Genomic DNA, 16,771 nt, shown 5'->3' with positions numbered 1-16,771 from the left:
GACAGGGAAAACTCCTACACCCTAAACTTGGCGCCTTCCCGTAACCCTGTCAGGCAGGCTCTCCTTTCATGCACGATCCCAAGCCCGAAACCGCTACCCTTCAAGCCGGTGAAGCCTCCACGCAGGCTCCTCTTCTGAAGGGGACTATGGGTCCGGACGTCGTGGATCTGCGTGGCGCCGCCCAAAAGCTTGGGGTCTTTTCCTTTGATCCGGGTCTGGTAGGGACAGCAACCTGCACCAGCGAAATTACCTTCATCGACGGGGATGAAGGAACGCTGCTGCATCGTGGTTATCCGATTGAAGACCTTGCCCTGAATGCCAGCTTCACCGAGACGGCCTATCTGCTGCTTTACGGACAGCTTCCCACAACGCCGCAATATCAGGCTTTTCAGGCCGATATGAATACACATCGGCTGCTGAACGAACAGATCCGCAATTTCTTTAACGGGTTTCGTCGTGATGCTCATCCCATGGCCATTCTCTGCGGCACGGTGGGGGCACTCTCCGCATTTTATCACGATGGTCTGGACATCTCTCAGGCCAAAGACCGCGATCTTTCAGCACGCCGCCTGATTGCGAAGGTGCCAACCATCGCAGCCTGGGCCTATAAATATTCCATCGGAGAACCGTTCATTTATCCAGATGAGGAAATGTCCTTCTCCGAGAACTTCCTGCACATGCTGTTCGCAAGACCCGGTAATCATTATCGCGTCAATCCGGTTCTGGCGCGCGCAATGGATCGTATTCTGCTTCTCCATGCAGATCATGAACAGAACGCCTCAACCACAACGGTCCGTCTTGTCGGCTCAACGGGTGCCAATCCCTATGCCTGTATTTCAGCAGGCATTGCGGCCCTATGGGGGCCCGCTCATGGCGGTGCGAATGAAGCAGCCCTGAATATGCTGGAATCCATCGGTACCCGCGATGGTATTCCGGCGTTCCTTGAGAAGGTTAAGGACCGCAATTCCGGTGTACGCCTGATGGGCTTCGGTCATCGCGTGTACAAAAACTTTGATCCCCGGGCGAAAATTCTTCAGGCCACCTGCCATGAAGTGATTTCCGAGCTGGGCCTGGAGCATGATCCGCTGCTGGATCTGGCCAAGGAGCTTGAGCGTGTCGCGACGGAAGATGATTATTTTGTCAGCCGCAAGCTCTATCCAAACGTGGATTTCTATTCCGGCCTGATCCTCAAAGCCCTCGGTATCCCGACGAGCATGTTCACCGTACTGTTCGCTGTTGCGCGTACAGTTGGCTGGGTCAGCCAGTGGAAAGAAATGATTGAGGATCCTGCTGGACGGATCACACGTCCACGGCAGCTTTACGTTGGGGAAGCGAAGCGGGACTTTGTCCCCATGAGCGAGCGGGGCTGAAAAGCCCCCACCCTTTCAGATCGTCTGATCAGCAATCACAGCCGGGGGTCTGGCCCTCGGCCTTGCGAACGACGTGATGGTCAATCCATTCCGCAACAAGGCGGCGCGCTTCCGTGATGGACGACTCAGGGTGATGGATGCGGTAAAGCGTGGTGCATGCGGCAAAAGCCTGCATATCCGGCTGACCGACCTCACGCAGCTCCTGATAGGCTGTTACGACGGCACGTTCGCATTTCCGGCCAATCCGGCTGGTTTCGATGCTCACTTTTGATCCTGCTTCAGAAGAGGAAAAACGGTCTTACTCCTTAGGGGGAGAGACCTGACTCCGCAAGCATAGATTGGCTCCCCCTATGACAGCAACAAGTGCGGGCGAATTTGGCACTACCCTTCACGCCTTGTGGCCGGTAAACCACAGAAAACGACGTCAGTGGAGAGCAGCATGACACAGCACGGAGACAGCCCGATCGCAGGCCGCACACAGTGGGATCGGGACGCAGCCCTGACCACGGCCCGCATCCTTCTTGAGATCAAAGCCGTCAACTTCCGCCCGGAAGAGCCTTACACCCTGACGTCAGGCTGGAAGTCTCCGGTCTATATCGATTGCCGCAAGATCATCTTCTTCCCGCGTGCCCGCACCAAGATCATGGAACTGGCCGTCGAGAAAATCGGCCGCCACATCGGCTATGAAAGCATCGATGCGGTCGTCGGTGGCGAAACAGCCGGTATTCCGTTCGCCGCATGGATTGCGGATCGCATGATGACGCCGATGGCTTACGTCCGCAAAAAGCCGAAGGGCTTTGGCCGTAATGCGCAGATCGAAGGTGATGTGCCCGATGGCATGCGCACCCTGCTGGTCGAGGACCTGACCACAGACGGCGCCTCCAAGATCCGATTCGCCAATGCCCTGCGCGATGCAGGCGCCATCGTGAACCATACCTTCGTTGTGTTCTTCTACGGCGTATTCCCCGGCGCGCACAAAACGCTGGCAGACATGGACATCTCCCTGCACGCCCTGTGCACCTGGTGGGACGTTCTCGAAGCCTGTGCAGGCGGCGATTACTTCTCCGAAAAGGACAGCGCCGAGGTTCGCCGTTTCCTTGAAGATCCCTGTGGCTGGTCCCGCAAGCATGGCGGTGTTGGCAGCGCCGAAGAAGCGCTGGCACTCAAGGCCAAAGCGGAAGGCTAACGCCAGTGGGCTCACCTGCCCCTTCGTATCGATGCCTTGCCTTTGATTCGGGGATTGGAGGAATGGGTGTCGTGCAGGCTCTGCGCGATACCCTCCCAAATCTCACGATCGACTATCTGGCTGATACCGCGCTTTTCCCATACGGCGAGCAGCCTGACGATCTGCTGACCCATCGGATTGTCACTCTGCTTGACGCCGCCTGCCACGAACTCAGGCCCGATGTGCTCGTCATTGCGTGCAATACAGCAAGCACAATTGCACTGCCCGCCCTTCGGGAACGCCTTTCCATTCCTGTTGTGGGCTGTGTCCCTCCCATTCGCTGGGCTGGGCGTGTCTCCACCACCCGCACCGTCGGACTACTCTCCACAGCAGCCACAGCACGGCGCCCCTATGTTCTGGATCTGCACAGGCAATTCGCTTCGGACTGCCGCCTGATTACGCATGGCGCCCGGGGGCTGGCCGATCTGGCAGAGCGTGCTTTTTTAGGCGATGACATCCCGGATGCGGATGTCGAACAGGAACTGGCTGCGCTTTTCAGTCAGCCAAATGGTGACGAAATTGACACCGTAGGTCTGGGCTGCACCCACTATACTTTCCTGTTGCCTGCCTTCGAGCGGCTTGCCAGACGCCCTCTGAACTGGCTGGACCCGGCTCCCGCCGTTGCCCGGCAGGTCCGCACAGTTCTGGAAACCGCAGTTTCACCACGCGGCCCTGAGATGCCCTCTCCACAACGCCTTCTCATGACCAGCGCACCGTTCAATGCACAGCGCCTGGAACAGGCTGTCAGTCGACTGGGATTCTCGGGATGGTCTCTTTTCAGGCCCGTTTCCGTTACGGCCTGAAACAGTCAAGTTCTACGTCATCCCGGCATGAAGCACAGGTCGACGTAGAACAAACCCGCTCAGCGCGCCCGGTTTACCGTGAACTGAACCGTCTCGGTCAGGAGGCGACGCAGTTCGCTATCCGGGAAAATGGAAAGAGCCTCGACTGCCGCATCCGCATAGACCTGCGCCCGGGCGATTGTCGTGTTGATCGCACCCGTCTTTGCAATCAGTTCCAGAGCGTGAGGCAGATCAGCTTCCGTCTGCTCACCTTCTCCAATGACGCGCTCCCAGAAAAGTCTGTCTTCCGGTGAGCCAGCCTCGTAGGCGGCTAGGACCGGCAGAGTAATCTTGCCTTCCCGCATGTCATCGCCAACGGTCTTGCCCAGAACCTGCTGGTCTGCGGCATAATCAAGAGCGTCATCAACAAGCTGGAACGCCATGCCCAGATTGGTCCCAAACTGCTCCAGAGCTTCCTCTTCGGCATCCGGACGCTCGGCCACAACGGCACCGACGCGGCAGGCTGCTGCAAACAGCGCAGCCGTCTTGCCGTGAATGACTTCAAGATACCGCTCAACAGGCGTCGTGAGATCATTCTGCACAACCATCTGAAGGACTTCACCCTCAGCAATCGTTGCAGACGCATCTGACAGGATCGCCATGACCTTGAGGGAGCCGTCTGCCGTCATAAGCTGGAACGAGCGGGCGAACAGAAAATCCCCAACCAGCACGGAGGCCTTGTTGCCGAACACGGCATTGGCGGAGGCCAGTCCGCGACGCAACGTGCTTTCATCCACGACGTCATCATGCAGCAGGGTCGCGGTGTGAATAAACTCGACGCAGGCAGCGAGACCGACGTGACGCTGATGATCCGGTCCCGGCTGATAACCGCAGAGACGTGCAGAGGCCAGCGTCAGCAACGGACGAAGGCGCTTGCCTCCAGCGGCGACAAGATGGGCGCCAAGCTGCGGGATCAGGGGAACCGGGCTCTCCATCCGGGCGATGATCGCACGGTTACAGGCCAGCATATCCTCTTCAAGGTAGGCAGAAAGCGCCGACAGCGCACTCTCGCCCCCCGCACCCTGAACCACAGCTTTATCAACGGTCACGGCGGCATCCGGTGCGGCAGAATCCAAGGGTCTTTACTCCAGTTCCTGCATAACGCCCCGGGACTGCCCAGGACCATGCAGGCACGATATGATATGGCGCAGTCCCGTTCGTTCTTCCTGCATGGAAAAAGCGACCGGGCCATGTTCACGCCGGACGACAGGTTGGAATGACCATATGAGCGGCAGCAGGAAGGCGGTCAACCCATTGCAGCCCCTTAAGACCTCCCTGACCAGCAGTTCTTCCCCTTCTGAAAAAGAAAGGACCGGAACATTACTGGACGGACGACTCCGCTACACACAGTTCCGGCAGGGATATCGCACGGGGCTGGAACCTGTCCTGATGGCTGCGGCCATTCCTGCAAGAGGGGGTGAGACCGTCCTTGAAGCGGGCTGCGGCGCTGGAGCCGGATTACTCTGCCTTGCAGCTCGTGTCGCGGGTGTCAGCGGAATTGGCCTTGAGGCAGATGGTGACACGGTGGAACTCGCTGCTCACAATTTCCTGAACAATCCCTTTCCAGACTCGCGAACACACCTGTCTGTCGTTCAGGCCGTTCTGCCAGACATTCCACCCTCCCTGCGGACAAAAGCTCCCACAGCCAATGGCCGCTTCCATCATGTGATGGCCAATCCTCCCTGGCACAGTGCCCACGGCACCCCGTCCCCGGACGAACGACGACGCCTTGCCCTCAGCACAGCAAACAGCGACCCACAGGCCTGGATTTCAGCCCTGAGCCGCTGGGTTCTCCCCGGCGGGACACTGACGTTCATCATATCCACGGCAATCGCAGACAGAGCCTGCCAGACACTTCTGGAAAATGGGTGTGGCTCAATCCAGCTCTACCCCTTCTGGCCCAAGCAGGGACGGGAGGCGAAGCTGGTGCTGGTTCAGGCCATCCATGGTGGAAAAAGTATTTTCCGCCTGAAGCCAGGACTGACCCTGCATGATGAGGATGGCCGCTTTACCGCTGCGGCCGAACGGGTCTTGAGACTGGGGGAAGCTCTACCCTGAAGCTGGCCTCCCCCAGGTGAATTACTCGAAGACGCTTCCTTCGAAAGCTTCTTCCCATGTGCCAGATGTAGAGGCCCGGGAATATTCGGTGGAGCGGTTCTCGAAGAAGTTGGCATGCTCAACAGCGTTCAGCATGTCGTCGATCCATGGCAGCGGGTTTTCTTCCACGCCATAAACCGGGTCCAGACCAAGCTGTGTCAGACGGCGGTCTGCAATGAACCGGATATACGTTTTCACGTCCGCCGGCGTCATGCCTTCGACTGGCCCCATTTCGAAGCACAGATCAATGAACGCATCTTCGTGCTCAACGGTCGTCTTGCAGATCTGGGTCAGTTCTTCGCGGAAATCTTCCGTCCACAGTTCCGGGTTTTCACGAATGAACGTACGGAACAGGCGGATCATGGACAGACAGTGCAGCGTTTCATCACGCACCGACCAGGACACGATCTGCCCCATGCCCTTCAGCTTGTTGAAGCGCGGGAAGTTCAGCAGAATCGCAAAGGAAGCGAAAAGCTGAAGCCCTTCCATGAACGCACCGAAAGCCGCCATGGTTTTGGCGATTTCGCGCTTGTTCGCGATGTTGAAGGACTGCATGAAATCATACTTGTCCTTCATCTCCTTGTACTTCAGGAACGCGGAATACTCTGTTTCCGGCATCCCGATCGTATCGAGAAGATGCGAGTAGGCCGCGATGTGAACCGTTTCGATGTTCGAAAAGGACGACAGCATCATCAGCACTTCGGTCGGTTTGAAGACCTGGCTGTAGTACTTCATGTACGCTGAGTTCACTTCCACGTCCGACTGCGTGAAGAAGCGGAAAATCTGCGTCACGAGATGGCGTTCGGCTTCCGTTAGCGTGCGGTGCCAGTCCTTCACGTCATCAGCCAGCGGCACTTCTTCCGGCAGCCAGTGAACGCGCTGTTGGGTCAGCCATGCGTCATAGGCCCAAGGATAGCGAAACGGTTTGTAAACCGGGTTCGCGGTCATCAGGTCATAGTGCTCGGGTGCTGGCGTTTCACCAGCAGTCGGGGTCGGGTTGCTCATGACCTTACTTTCCTCAAAGACACGTTCCCCCTGTGACCAATCGCCCTTTCCAGAAGGAAGGCGGACACATGAAAATCCGTGTTTTTCAATACCTTAGACAGTCTGGAGACCATGATCCGGGCGCAGCTCTGCTCAACCCCGGTCATCCAGAATCATTCTAGGAGGGATCATAACGTCCGACGGGGCATCAGTCGACATTCCATTCTCTTGTGGGACGAAAACACGAAGGTTATGCAAGAAGTGCAACCCTCCAGGCGGAGCCTCCATGCCCCAGAAACCGCGCTGCTTCTGGCCGCGCTCCCATCTTCTCGTACTCGTCCTTCTGCCCATCTGCGTCTATCTGCCCGAATGGCTCGGATTTTTTTCTACCGATCCGATGATGACAACGTCCGTGATGGTCACGAACAGCGCGGCAGCGTCCAAGGCGCTCATTCCGGGCAATCCCGGCTGGATTGACGGGTGCGCCGGGGTTTTTGTGGAAGCCCTTGGGCGACTGGTCGCACGGGATTGGGCGCATGGCATTATCCCCTGGTGGAATCCCTATAGCGGGGTTGGCATGCCGCTGGCTGGCGAATACCAACCCGCCGCGTTTTTTCTTCCTTTCGTGCTATTTCTGGGCCTCCCAAACGGCTTACTGATGATGAAGTGCACGCTTCAGATCATCGCCGGACTTTCAACATATGCCCTCCTGAGACAACTTCGCCTTGATGCACGCGCTGCCCTGATCGGCGCACTTCTCTATGCCTTCAATGGAACGTACGCCTGGGCTTCAGACGGCCCATCCGAGCCAATCGCCTTTCTGCCACTCGCGCTTTATGGGGTAGAACGCGCCCGCACGGGAAACTGGGGCTGGCTGGCCCTGGGGCTGGCCTATCTTCTTCTGGCAGGGTTTCCGGAAACGGCTTTTCTTCTTGGGCTGATCGCTCTGGGACTGGCGGTTCTCCGCTTTTTCCAAGCGGGCTCAGGCAAATTAGGCTTTGCCCTGCATATTACCCTTGGTGGCATCACGGCAGGTTTGATTGCCGCCCCACAGCTTCTGGCCTTCCTGACTTTTCTGCCTCATGCGGATGTGGGGTTCCATGCCGGGATCAATGATGATGCGCTCCCTCATCAGGCATGGGCCATGCTGCTCTTCCCCTACATCAACGGTCCCATATTCTATGGGTCGGAACTTGATGCATGGTATGCCTTGGGGGGGTATTTCGGCCTTGTTGTTCCATTTCTGGCCCTGTGTGCAACAGGAGGGAAGAAAGAACGTGCACTGCGCTTCCTGCTGCTTGGCATCATCATCGCTGTCGTTGGCAAACAGGCTGGCCTTCCCGTTCTGACCCAGCTTGTGGATCTGATTCCAGGAGTGGGACACACAGTTTTCTACCGCCTGTGCGAACCCATGGTGGAAAGCTGTTTGATTCTGCTGGCGGCGTTTACGCTGGATGACATGTTTCGGGGCGTATGGCGGCGCAATGCACTTGTATTCTCCGCTTTTACACTCAGTGCCCTGGCTATAGTGGCTTATCTGCTGGACCGCCCGGAACTGGAGCGACTTCGTTCTTTTTCCGCTCCCCCCTTATCCTCCCACACTTATGCAACAGGCTCGCTGATTTTTGGACTGCTTTGCCTCATTGCCGTTCTGGCACTCTCCTGGTGCAGAAAATCTCCCATAGCCTTGGGACTTGTGGCTCTTTGCGAAGGCCTTGTCCTGTTCGGTTTTCCTCTTCTCAGTGCCTACCCGGAAGCCCCTCGCCCCGATCAGTCCCTCATCACCGCCCTTCGAGCAGAAACCGGGCTTCAACGCTTCGTCACCATAGGTCCGGTCGCACCCAATTATGGTGCGTATCTTGGTATCGCTTCCATCAATCATAATGCCATTCCGACGCCGAAAGCATGGATCCAGCGGCTGAGACAGGATTTTGGGTCCAAAGTGGACTCCGTTACTTTCAACGGGTCCTACCCATTGACCGATACTGGCGATGCCTTTCTGGAAACATTTCTGGCGCAGCGCCCGGATATTTTTGCCAAACTAGGTGTGTCTGCCCTTCTGGTCATGCCGGGACGTGGCTTGCCCAGTCTTACGCCCTATCCTCTGAAAGATCGTCAGTCCGGCGGCTTTCCTCTGTCTCCAGCGTCCCCAGAGGTCAGAATTGACATTTCTTCCTGGGACAAACCTTCCAGCAAACAGGCCCTCATCCAACTGGGAACGTACAACGGCCATTCAGATGGTTTTCTTATCCTGTCCATCTGTTCCGATCACGACTGCGCTACGGGTCAAGCTGCGTTGAAACAGGCAAAGGATAACGGCCTGACAGCCATTGAACTGGACAGAATGATCCCGCCCGATGCCCGGACCCTGACATTAAGCCTCAAGAACGCAACCTCATACGTGATGATCTGGTCCACTGTGAAAGATCAGATCGCCTGGCCACGCATCCGTTTCAAAACAGAAGCAGTGCGCGAAACCATGACACCCGTTTTACAGACAGCCGCTGGAGACCTGATCCGACTAAAAAATCCGGCGCCCTATTTCGAGACCGAGGCTCCTTGCACTCTAATCCCGCTGGACCGGGAGACCCTCTCTGCACAATGTGAGAAGCCAACCCATCTGATCCGTCGGGAAATCATGCTGCCAGGCTGGGAAGCAGACATAAACGGGACTTCCATCATTCCAGGAACATGGGATGGGTTGTTTGAGCGTATCCCTCTCCCTGCTGGTAACAGCCAGATCCACTTCCATTTTGCCCCTCCCGGAGCAACTTTGGCATGGATCGCCACAGCGCTGGGGATGATCCTGCTGGTCATGGGGTTCCGCCGCCGCACTCACCGGACCTGAAACGCCCTGCACAAAAAAATCCCAGCCCTCGAATGAGGAACTGGGATTTTTAAGCAGATCGTGTCGCCTGACCTTACTGACAGGCGAGGCATTCTTCGTAATCACCACTGCTCATCTTGCCGCGTGGAGCAGCCTGCGCCGTGGCTTCGTACTTCTCGTCTTCCAGAATATCGCTCTTCACGGCCAGCGTGGAGACCGCATCAGCGCGCTGCACCGACAGGGAGCGGCAGTAATACAGAGACTTTAGACCCTTCTTCCAGGCCTGGAAGTGGATCTGGTGCAGATCGCGCTTATGCACATCCGCAGGCAGGAAGAGATTGACCGATTGTGCCTGACAGATGAACGGCGCACGGTCTGCGGCATGTTCGACAACCCAGCGCTGATCCAGCTCAAACGCCGTCTTGAAGACGTCCTTCTCATCCTGTGTCAGGAAGTCCAGATGCTGGACAGAGCCTTTGCTCAGAGTGATGTCAGACCAGACCTTGTCCGTGTTCTGGCCACGCTCTTCAAGGATCGTGGTCAGATGACGGTTACGGACCGAGAACGAGCCGGACAGGGTCTTCTGAAGGAAGACGTTGGCGCTGATCGGCTCAATGCCCGGGCTTGCATTGCCCGTAATAATGGAAATGGAGGCCGTCGGAGCAATCGCCAGCTTGTGCGAGAAACGCTCCATAAAGCCATATTCCTCGGCATCCGGGCACGGACCACGCAGTTCCGCCAGCTTCTTTGACGCCGCATCGGCCTGGGCGCGGATATGCTGGAAGATCTTCTTGTTCCAGACCTTCGCCATCACGCTCTCGAACGGGATCATCCGGGCCTGAAGGAAAGAATGGAAGCCCATCACACCGAGACCAACAGACCGCTCACGGGCAGCGGCATACTTGGCGCGCGCCATATCGTCCGGTGCACGGTCAATGAAGTCCTGCAGAACGTTGTCGAGGAACAGCATGACGTCCTCGATGAACTGCGGATCGTCTTTCCACTCGTCCCAGGTTTCCAGGTTCAGGGAAGACAGGCAGCAGACAGCCGTGCGGTTCTTGCCGTGATGGTCAATCCCGGTCGGCAGCGTGATTTCTGCGCAGAGATTGGAGGTCTTGACCTCAAGTCCGGCCAGTTTGTGATGCTCCGGACGGGCGCGGTTCACATGGTCCGAATAAATGACGTACGGCTCGCCCTGCTCCATGCGGGCCGTCAGGATACGGATCCAGAGCGCGCGTGCCGAGACCTTGCGGATAATGCTATGATCCTTCGGGGAGAGCAGAGCCCATTCCTCGTCAGCCTCGACGGCCCGCATGAAGGCATCGGTAACCAGCACACCATGATGCAGGTTCAGGGCTTTACGGTTCGGATCACCACCCGTCGGGCGGCGCATTTCCGTGAATTCTTCGATTTCAGGATGCCAGACCGGCAGATATACGGCCGCAGACCCACGACGCAGGGACCCCTGCGAGATGGCCAGTGTCAGGCTGTCCATTACGCGGATAAACGGAATGACACCCGACGTCTTGCCGTTACGACCGATGTTTTCACCGATTGAACGCAGATTGCCCCAATAGGACCCGATGCCCCCGCCTTTGGAGGCGAGCCAGACGTTCTCGTTCCAGAGACCGACAATGCCTTCAAGACTGTCTTCCGCTTCGTTCAGGAAGCAGGAAATCGGCAGACCGCGTGATGTGCCGCCATTGGACAGGATCGGCGTGGCTGGCATGAACCAGTGACGGGAAATATAGTCATAGATGCGCTGGGCATGCCCCTGATCGGCACCGTAATAGGACGCAACGCGCGCAAACAGATCCTGATAATGCTCACCGGGCAGCAGATAGCGATTGTCCAGCGTCGCCTTGCCAAAATCCGTCAACAGGGCGTCACGTGAACGATCCACCCGCACGGCATGATGACCGGGAAGCTGGACGACATCGTCGAACATATCCGGCGTTTCGTCCCCATCCCCAACAGCTGGCTCACCAACAGGATGGTCAACAGGCGGTAGCACGTCATGCGGTCGGTCGGCCGTGTGTGGCGTGTCCATCGTCACGTCATGAAGTGTCATTGCGCTCTGCTCCGGCGGTCTGTTTTTTTCGATTTGATGACCCTCCAATTCCACACTCGCCGTGCCCACTGCAAGCGAACTCTTCGCTTGCAAAATGGAGAGACCTGTGAATTTGGAGTCATCCATATTTAGGGGCAAAAATGATCCACACCCCTATATATTGGGGCAATCGCAGAAAACTGCCATGAGTTCCCATTCATCCCCAAGCAGTTTTCGGACCGTGACATCACAACCACAGAGGGAAACGATTTTAACGGCAACCGAAGACCGGCTCCTCACGTTGGAGACCCCGACCCCAACACGCGGAGAGCATCTCATGACCATCAACAAGAAAGCTTCGGCTCACTGGAGCGGCACCATCAAGGAAGGCAAAGGCACCATCTCGACGCAGAGCGGCGCCCTTCAGGATCAGCCTTATGGTTTCAACACGCGATTCGAAGACAAGCCCGGCACGAACCCGGAAGAACTGCTCGGCGCGGCCCATGCGAGCTGCTTCACAATGGCGCTATCTCTGATTCTCGGTGAGGCAGGCTTTACGGCCGACTCTCTCGATACGGAGTCGACAATTTCCCTGGATAAGGTTGGTGATGGCTTCGCCGTTACGAAGGCCCATCTGACGCTTCGCGGCGTGGTTCCAAACGCGACGGAATCTGACTTCCTTGATGCCGCCAACAAGGCCAAGATCGGCTGCCCGATGTCCAAGGTTCTCAATACAGAGATCACCCTGGACGCCAAGCTCGCCAGCTAAAACGGAGAGGCTGGGATCAGTTATCCCAGCCGCACTGCGCATGATTGCGCAGCAGATGGTCTGCCAGAACACAGGCCATCATGGCTTCCGCCACAGGCACGGCACGAATACCGATACACGGATCGTGCCGTCCCTTGGTGCGAACCTCCACCGAATCCCCTGCACTATTAATGCTGGGCACGGGCGTCAGGATCGAACTGGTTGGCTTGATGGCAAAACGGGCCACGATCGGTTGCCCTGTGGAGATGCCTCCAAGGATGCCGCCCGCATGGTTTGACGCGAACTGCGGCCCCGGCGCGATCGGGTCTGCGTTCTGCTCACCACGAAGAGCGGCGACGGCAAAACCATCACCGATCTCAACGCCTTTCACACCGTTGATGCCCATCAGAGCACCGGCAAGGTCTGCATCCAGTTTGCCGTAGACTGGCGCACCGAGACCCGGCGGGAGGCCTTCAGCAACAACCTCAACAGTCGCCCCGATGGAGGAGCCGTCCTTGCGAATGGAGTCGAGCAGCTCTTCCCAAGGACCGACGCTTGCAGCGTCCGGGCACCAGAGGGGATTGCGCTCCACTTCGTCCCAGTCCCACCGGGTCGGATCAATCGTCTGACCGCCGATCCCTGTCAGGGCCGCGCGAATCTTTACGCCCTCCCCGACCAGAGTTTTCAAAAGCACACGGGCCACGGCACCGGCCGCGACACGCATGGCCGTTTCACGAGCGGACGAGCGCCCACCACCACGGTAATCACGGATGCCATATTTCAGATCATAAGCAATATCGGCATGGCCCGGACGATAACTCTGGGCAATCTCACCATAATCTTTCGACCGTTGATCGGTATTCTCGATCATGAGCGAGATGGGCGTGCCAGTCGTCTGGCCTTCAAAGACCCCCGACAGGATCCGGACCTGATCCGGCTCCCGCCGCTGGGTCGTAAAGCGGGACTGCCCCGGCCGACGACGGTCAAGCCAAGGCTGGATGTCCGCTTCGGACAGCTTCAGGCGGGGCGGGCAGCCATCCACGACACAGCCAATGGCTGGCCCGTGGCTCTCACCCCAGGTGGTAACACGAAAAAGTTGCCCGAAGCTGTTGTCTGACATGTCAGTCCCCGGAACTGACAGCTGCGATATCCGGAGCGGCCGGGTTCTTCATGCCAACCGTGTGATAGCCGCAATCCACATGATGGATTTCGCCCGTCACGCCGCTGGAAAGATCGGAGAGCAGGTACATGCCCGAACCGCCAACATCCTTCAGGGTCACGTTACGCTCCATCGGGGCGTTGAGCTGGTTCCAGCGCAGGATATAGCGGAAGTCACTGATACCATTGGCCGCCAGCGTCATGATCGGGCCTGCGGAGATACCGTTCACACGGATATCGTCACGACCAAGGTCAGCCGCCATGTAACGCACGGAGGCTTCAAGAGCGGCCTTGGCAACACCCATAACGTTGTAATGCGGCATGACGCGCTCGGCACCGAGATAGGTCATGCTCAGGAACGAACCGCCGGCATTCATCATGGCAGACGCACGACGGGCGACGGACACGAAAGAATAGCAGGAGATATCCATGGCCTGCAGGAAGGCATCACGCGGCGTATCGATGTAACGGCCACGAAGGTACTGCTTGTCAGCAAAGGCAATGGCGTGAAGCACGAAGTCGATCTTGCCCCACTTCTTTTCGATCTCGTCGAAGGTGGCATCGATCGCGGCATCATCGCTGACGTCACAGGGCAGAACCAGATCAGAGCCAACGCTCTCTGCCAGCGGACGAACGCGCTTGCCAAGAGCCTCACCCTGGTAGGTAAAAGCCAGTTCGGCCCCCTGTGCAGCACAGGCGCTGGCAATCGCCCAGGCGATGGAGTGCTTATTAGCGACGCCCATGATGACACCGCGCTTACCCTTCATGAGGGTGCCGGTCACGGGAGCCGGGATGTTGTCTTCTGTTTCAGACATTGGAGGTTTCCTGAATCGCATTGGCGTATTAGCGCCGTGGTCGCACAAGAGATGCCAGCAAACAAGAGTAACACGACACTCAATGCCTCTTCGATGGCAGTTTTCAGCCGCAGTGTGGATTTCCAGCCCATGAGACAGGTCAAGGCATCTCTTCTTTCGTCCTCTATATAATGTAGGCGACACTATATTCGGGACCGTCGATTGATCGGCTCTGTTCCGGGAACCGGACGGAACCGCTATGGTTCTTGTCCTGCCCTTTCGGGGCCGTCCCCGCTGCTTCAGGAGACTTCCATGCCCTCTCAGCCCCTTATCGATCTGACTGCCGATCCATTCGCACTGTTCGCGACATGGATGTCAGACGCGGAAGCGTCCGAGCCTAATGATCCCAACGCCATGGCTGTTGCAACCTCGACACCCGACGGTCGTCCCTCTGTGCGTATGCTTTTGCTTAAGGGCATGGATGAACAAGGTTTTGTTTTTTACACAAATGTAGAGAGCCACAAGGGTCGCGATCTGCTGACCAACCCTCATGTCGCCCTGCTGTTCCACTGGAAATCCCTGCGTCGGCAGATCCGGATCGAAGGACCGGTTACGCAGGTCAGTGAAGAAGAGGCGGATGCGTATTTCGCCAGCCGCTCGCCCATGTCCCGCCTTGGGGCCATTGCCTCTGACCAGTCCCGCCCCTTGGATGACCGCAGCACTTTTGAAGAGCGCCTGAAGGCCGCAGAAGAAAAATATGGCGATGGTCCGATTCCGCGCCCGAACAACTGGACCGGTTTCCGCGTCAGTCCAGACGCCATCGAGTTCTGGCAGGACCGCCCTTTCCGCCTCCATGACCGTGCATTATGGACTCGTGAGGGATCCGGATGGAACGTCACGCGTCTTTATCCGTAAAGAGACAGAACATCCTTTTCCATAGGTGGGGAGCCTTACGTTATGCTTATCGAAATCAAGAATATCCTTCTCCCCCTCACCGGGGCCGACGACCTTGACTCCGTCATGTCGGTCGCTCTGGACTTTGCACATCGTTTCAACGCGCATCTTTCTGCTGTCGTTGTCGGATCAGATCCGACCGAAGTGGCGACACTGGCCGGCGAAGGCATTTCTGCCGGCATGGTCACGGAAATGATCGATGCGGCAGCTACAGAAGCCCATCGTCGTGCCATCAAGATTCGCCACAGCTTCGATACTTTCGTGCATCAGAACGGCATCCGCCGCGTCGAAGCCTCCAAAATCGGCATGACCCTTGGGGAGGGTGTCAGTGCCAGCCTCGAAGTCCTGGACGGGACGGAGCATGACGCGCTGACATGGCGTTCACGCCTGGCGGACATGACGCTCGTGCCGAATCTCATTTCCGCTACAGACCCTCGGGCATCCGAGACGCTGCACGCCATTCTCTTTGATAGTGGTCGCCCGCTTGTCATTGCGCCGCCGATCGTTCCCAAGACCGTTGGCCGCCGTATTGCCATTGCCTGGAATGGCACGCCTGAGGCGTCCCTCGCCCTGCGTTGCATCCTGCCATGGGCGCACACAGCAGAAGCCGTGCAGGTTCTGACCTGTCAGGAATATCAGCGCCGCGGTCCGACGGGCGACGATGTGGTTCGTTATCTGCGGATGCACGGCATTTCCGCTACAACACAGGCCTGCGACCCTATCAACAAGGACGTCGGTGCGGGTCTGCTCAAAGGCGCTGAAAATTTTGGCGCTGACATGCTCAGTATGGGCGCTTACTCCCACTCACGCCTGCGCCAGATGATCCTTGGCGGCGTCACGCGTCATATTCTTGAGAACATGAAGCTGACTGTTCTCATGAGTCGCTGACATCAGATCATGCGTCCTTTCCGGGTGTTCCGCGTTGAAGTTGTCATCCGACGTTTCACACAGCCTTCCGGAAAGGACGTTCCATGCTTTCCCGCCTAGCCGCTCCGCTTTTCTGTCTTGCCGCTGTTACAGGCGCATCTGCTCAGGCCATGGATAACCGCCTTTCAGCGGATATCTCCTCATTCACTCTTCAGGAACCGTCGGGCCAACTAAGCCTGCATCTTGTTCCTTCCACCACGCTGATCTCGGGCTACAGCAGCCCGTTTTATAGCCGCAACCCGCAAACGGGCGGCATAACACTTCATACTGATGGTCTTCAGCCGCCAGTCCGGGGCACAATTGCTCCCGAGACCCTTCTGCGCGAAAATTCAGCTTGGTACTTCCAGCAGACTTCTTCCGATCTGGAAGCCGCCCTGCATATTGACCGCATCCCAAAGAACGGCCGTATCACCATTGGTCGTCTGACGTCCCAGCAGGGTGTCATTGCCGAACTCAGAGTCGAAGGCGACAGGGTCCTGGCCATTGTGAACAACGGAACATCCACCCAGAAAGTAGTCGCTGGCACCGTATATCCGCAACAGACCGTCCGATACGCCATACACACAACACCTAATGGTTTACTGCTGATCTCCGTTAACGGAACGACAAACCACTTCTCGCTTCCCTCTGCCGCGACAACACAGGCCCTGTGGTTTGAAGCCATCGCAGGCGAGCAGGGTTTTCATAGGCCCAGCCATTCGGACGCAGCCCGCGTAACGTTCACGGGACTTCAGGTTCACCATCAGGCAGCCTGACAACCTGTCACAGAGTTTTGCGAGCCAGCCCGGACCATGC

General features: G+C 57.5%; 15 protein-coding genes. 9 read left to right on the top strand and 6 right to left on the bottom strand.

The window, feature by feature from the left end; translation table 11 throughout:
- Positions 1-68 precede the first annotated feature (68 nt).
- The gene (locus HKD32_RS10960) at positions 69-1,370 is read left to right on the top strand and encodes a citrate synthase (protein WP_061931756.1); all 1,302 of its coding nucleotides are present in this window, start codon (positions 69-71) and stop codon (positions 1,368-1,370) included.
- A gap of 28 nt (positions 1,371-1,398) precedes the next feature.
- On the opposite strand, the gene HKD32_RS10955 is transcribed toward HKD32_RS10960, so the two are convergent.
- Positions 1,399-1,635, bottom strand: a complete 237-nt coding sequence (locus HKD32_RS10955; RefSeq protein ID WP_010502440.1) for a hypothetical protein — start codon at positions 1,633-1,635, stop codon at positions 1,399-1,401.
- A gap of 174 nt (positions 1,636-1,809) precedes the next feature.
- Here HKD32_RS10955 and HKD32_RS10950 point away from each other — a divergent pair, with 174 nt between their 5' ends.
- Entirely contained in the window at positions 1,810-2,556 is a 747-nt protein-coding gene (locus HKD32_RS10950) for an orotate phosphoribosyltransferase (protein WP_010502438.1), read from the top strand.
- A gap of 5 nt (positions 2,557-2,561) precedes the next feature.
- A complete protein-coding gene (murI, locus tag HKD32_RS10945) occupies positions 2,562-3,398 on the top strand; it encodes a glutamate racemase (RefSeq protein ID WP_082905337.1) in 837 nt (278 codons plus the stop codon).
- 59 nt (positions 3,399-3,457) lie between these two features.
- On the opposite strand, the gene HKD32_RS10940 is transcribed toward murI, so the two are convergent.
- Positions 3,458-4,513, bottom strand: coding sequence for a polyprenyl synthetase family protein (locus HKD32_RS10940; protein ID WP_061931751.1), 1,056 nt, complete (start codon positions 4,511-4,513; stop codon positions 3,458-3,460).
- 148 nt (positions 4,514-4,661) lie between these two features.
- Between HKD32_RS10940 and HKD32_RS10935 the strand changes: the two genes are divergently transcribed.
- Positions 4,662-5,495 carry a tRNA1(Val) (adenine(37)-N6)-methyltransferase gene (locus tag HKD32_RS10935; RefSeq protein WP_061931749.1) on the top strand — a complete coding sequence of 278 codons (834 nt, stop codon included), beginning with the start codon at positions 4,662-4,664 and terminating at the stop codon, positions 5,493-5,495.
- A 21-nt stretch (positions 5,496-5,516) separates the two neighbouring features.
- On the opposite strand, the gene HKD32_RS10930 is transcribed toward HKD32_RS10935, so the two are convergent.
- The gene (locus HKD32_RS10930; protein ID WP_023945411.1) at positions 5,517-6,539 is read right to left on the bottom strand and encodes a ribonucleotide-diphosphate reductase subunit beta; all 1,023 of its coding nucleotides are present in this window, start codon (positions 6,537-6,539) and stop codon (positions 5,517-5,519) included.
- A 265-nt stretch (positions 6,540-6,804) separates the two neighbouring features.
- Here HKD32_RS10930 and HKD32_RS15235 point away from each other — a divergent pair, with 265 nt between their 5' ends.
- Positions 6,805-9,366, top strand: a complete 2,562-nt coding sequence (locus tag HKD32_RS15235) for a glycosyltransferase family protein (RefSeq protein WP_228118975.1) — start codon at positions 6,805-6,807, stop codon at positions 9,364-9,366.
- Between the two features lie 73 nt (positions 9,367-9,439).
- Here the strand turns inward: HKD32_RS15235 and HKD32_RS10920 are convergent, their stop codons facing one another.
- Positions 9,440-11,293: a ribonucleoside-diphosphate reductase subunit alpha gene (locus HKD32_RS10920; RefSeq protein ID WP_226993245.1), complete on the bottom strand. Its 1,854-nt coding sequence runs from the start codon at positions 11,291-11,293 to the stop codon at positions 9,440-9,442.
- Positions 11,294-11,732: 439 nt separating this feature from the next.
- Between HKD32_RS10920 and HKD32_RS10915 the strand changes: the two genes are divergently transcribed.
- Positions 11,733-12,164: an OsmC family protein gene (locus HKD32_RS10915; RefSeq protein WP_061931748.1), complete on the top strand. Its 432-nt coding sequence runs from the start codon at positions 11,733-11,735 to the stop codon at positions 12,162-12,164.
- 16 nt (positions 12,165-12,180) lie between these two features.
- Here the strand turns inward: HKD32_RS10915 and aroC are convergent, their stop codons facing one another.
- Entirely contained in the window at positions 12,181-13,263 is a 1,083-nt protein-coding gene (gene aroC / locus HKD32_RS10910) for a chorismate synthase (RefSeq protein ID WP_063902980.1), read from the bottom strand.
- A gap of 1 nt (position 13,264) precedes the next feature.
- Positions 13,265-14,116, bottom strand: coding sequence for an enoyl-ACP reductase FabI (gene fabI / locus HKD32_RS10905; protein WP_034881234.1), 852 nt, complete (start codon positions 14,114-14,116; stop codon positions 13,265-13,267).
- 291 nt (positions 14,117-14,407) lie between these two features.
- Between fabI and pdxH the strand changes: the two genes are divergently transcribed.
- The 3 genes from pdxH to HKD32_RS10890 all read left to right on the top strand — a co-directional run bounded on the left by pdxH (position 14,408) and on the right by HKD32_RS10890 (position 16,731).
- On the top strand, positions 14,408-15,010 hold the full coding sequence (gene pdxH / locus HKD32_RS10900; RefSeq protein WP_194257982.1) for a pyridoxamine 5'-phosphate oxidase: 603 nt from the start codon (positions 14,408-14,410) through the stop codon (positions 15,008-15,010).
- Between the two features lie 42 nt (positions 15,011-15,052).
- Positions 15,053-15,937, top strand: a complete 885-nt coding sequence (locus tag HKD32_RS10895) for a universal stress protein (protein WP_010502415.1) — start codon at positions 15,053-15,055, stop codon at positions 15,935-15,937.
- 83 nt (positions 15,938-16,020) lie between these two features.
- Positions 16,021-16,731: a polysaccharide lyase family 7 protein gene (locus tag HKD32_RS10890; protein WP_194257981.1), complete on the top strand. Its 711-nt coding sequence runs from the start codon at positions 16,021-16,023 to the stop codon at positions 16,729-16,731.
- Positions 16,732-16,771: the final 40 nt, after the last annotated feature.

Origin of the sequence: Gluconobacter japonicus (genome assembly GCF_015244665.1) — a bacterium.
In the GTDB taxonomy this organism is placed as follows: domain Bacteria; phylum Pseudomonadota; class Alphaproteobacteria; order Acetobacterales; family Acetobacteraceae; genus Gluconobacter; species Gluconobacter japonicus.
Note: the sequence above shows the minus strand (reverse complement) of the source record. Positions and strands in the feature narration are given on the sequence as shown.

Bases quoted from the DNA above. Each gene is read 5' to 3' on its own strand.
- HKD32_RS10960 (WP_061931756.1), top strand. From the start codon at position 69: ATGCACGATCCCAAGCCCGAAACCGCTACCCTTCAAGCCGGTGAAGCC.
- HKD32_RS10950 (WP_010502438.1), top strand. From the start codon at position 1,810: ATGACACAGCACGGAGACAGCCCGATCGCAGGCCGCACACAGTGGGAT.
- HKD32_RS10935 (WP_061931749.1), top strand. From the start codon at position 4,662: ATGAGCGGCAGCAGGAAGGCGGTCAACCCATTGCAGCCCCTTAAGACC.
- HKD32_RS10930 (WP_023945411.1), bottom strand. From the start codon at position 6,539: ATGAGCAACCCGACCCCGACTGCTGGTGAAACGCCAGCACCCGAGCAC.
- HKD32_RS15235 (WP_228118975.1), top strand. From the start codon at position 6,805: ATGCCCCAGAAACCGCGCTGCTTCTGGCCGCGCTCCCATCTTCTCGTA.
- HKD32_RS10920 (WP_226993245.1), bottom strand. From the start codon at position 11,293: ATGTTCGACGATGTCGTCCAGCTTCCCGGTCATCATGCCGTGCGGGTG.
- HKD32_RS10915 (WP_061931748.1), top strand. From the start codon at position 11,733: ATGACCATCAACAAGAAAGCTTCGGCTCACTGGAGCGGCACCATCAAG.
- aroC (WP_063902980.1), bottom strand. From the start codon at position 13,263: ATGTCAGACAACAGCTTCGGGCAACTTTTTCGTGTTACCACCTGGGGT.
- fabI (WP_034881234.1), bottom strand. From the start codon at position 14,116: ATGTCTGAAACAGAAGACAACATCCCGGCTCCCGTGACCGGCACCCTC.
- pdxH (WP_194257982.1), top strand. From the start codon at position 14,408: ATGCCCTCTCAGCCCCTTATCGATCTGACTGCCGATCCATTCGCACTG.
- HKD32_RS10895 (WP_010502415.1), top strand. From the start codon at position 15,053: ATGCTTATCGAAATCAAGAATATCCTTCTCCCCCTCACCGGGGCCGAC.
- HKD32_RS10890 (WP_194257981.1), top strand. From the start codon at position 16,021: ATGCTTTCCCGCCTAGCCGCTCCGCTTTTCTGTCTTGCCGCTGTTACA.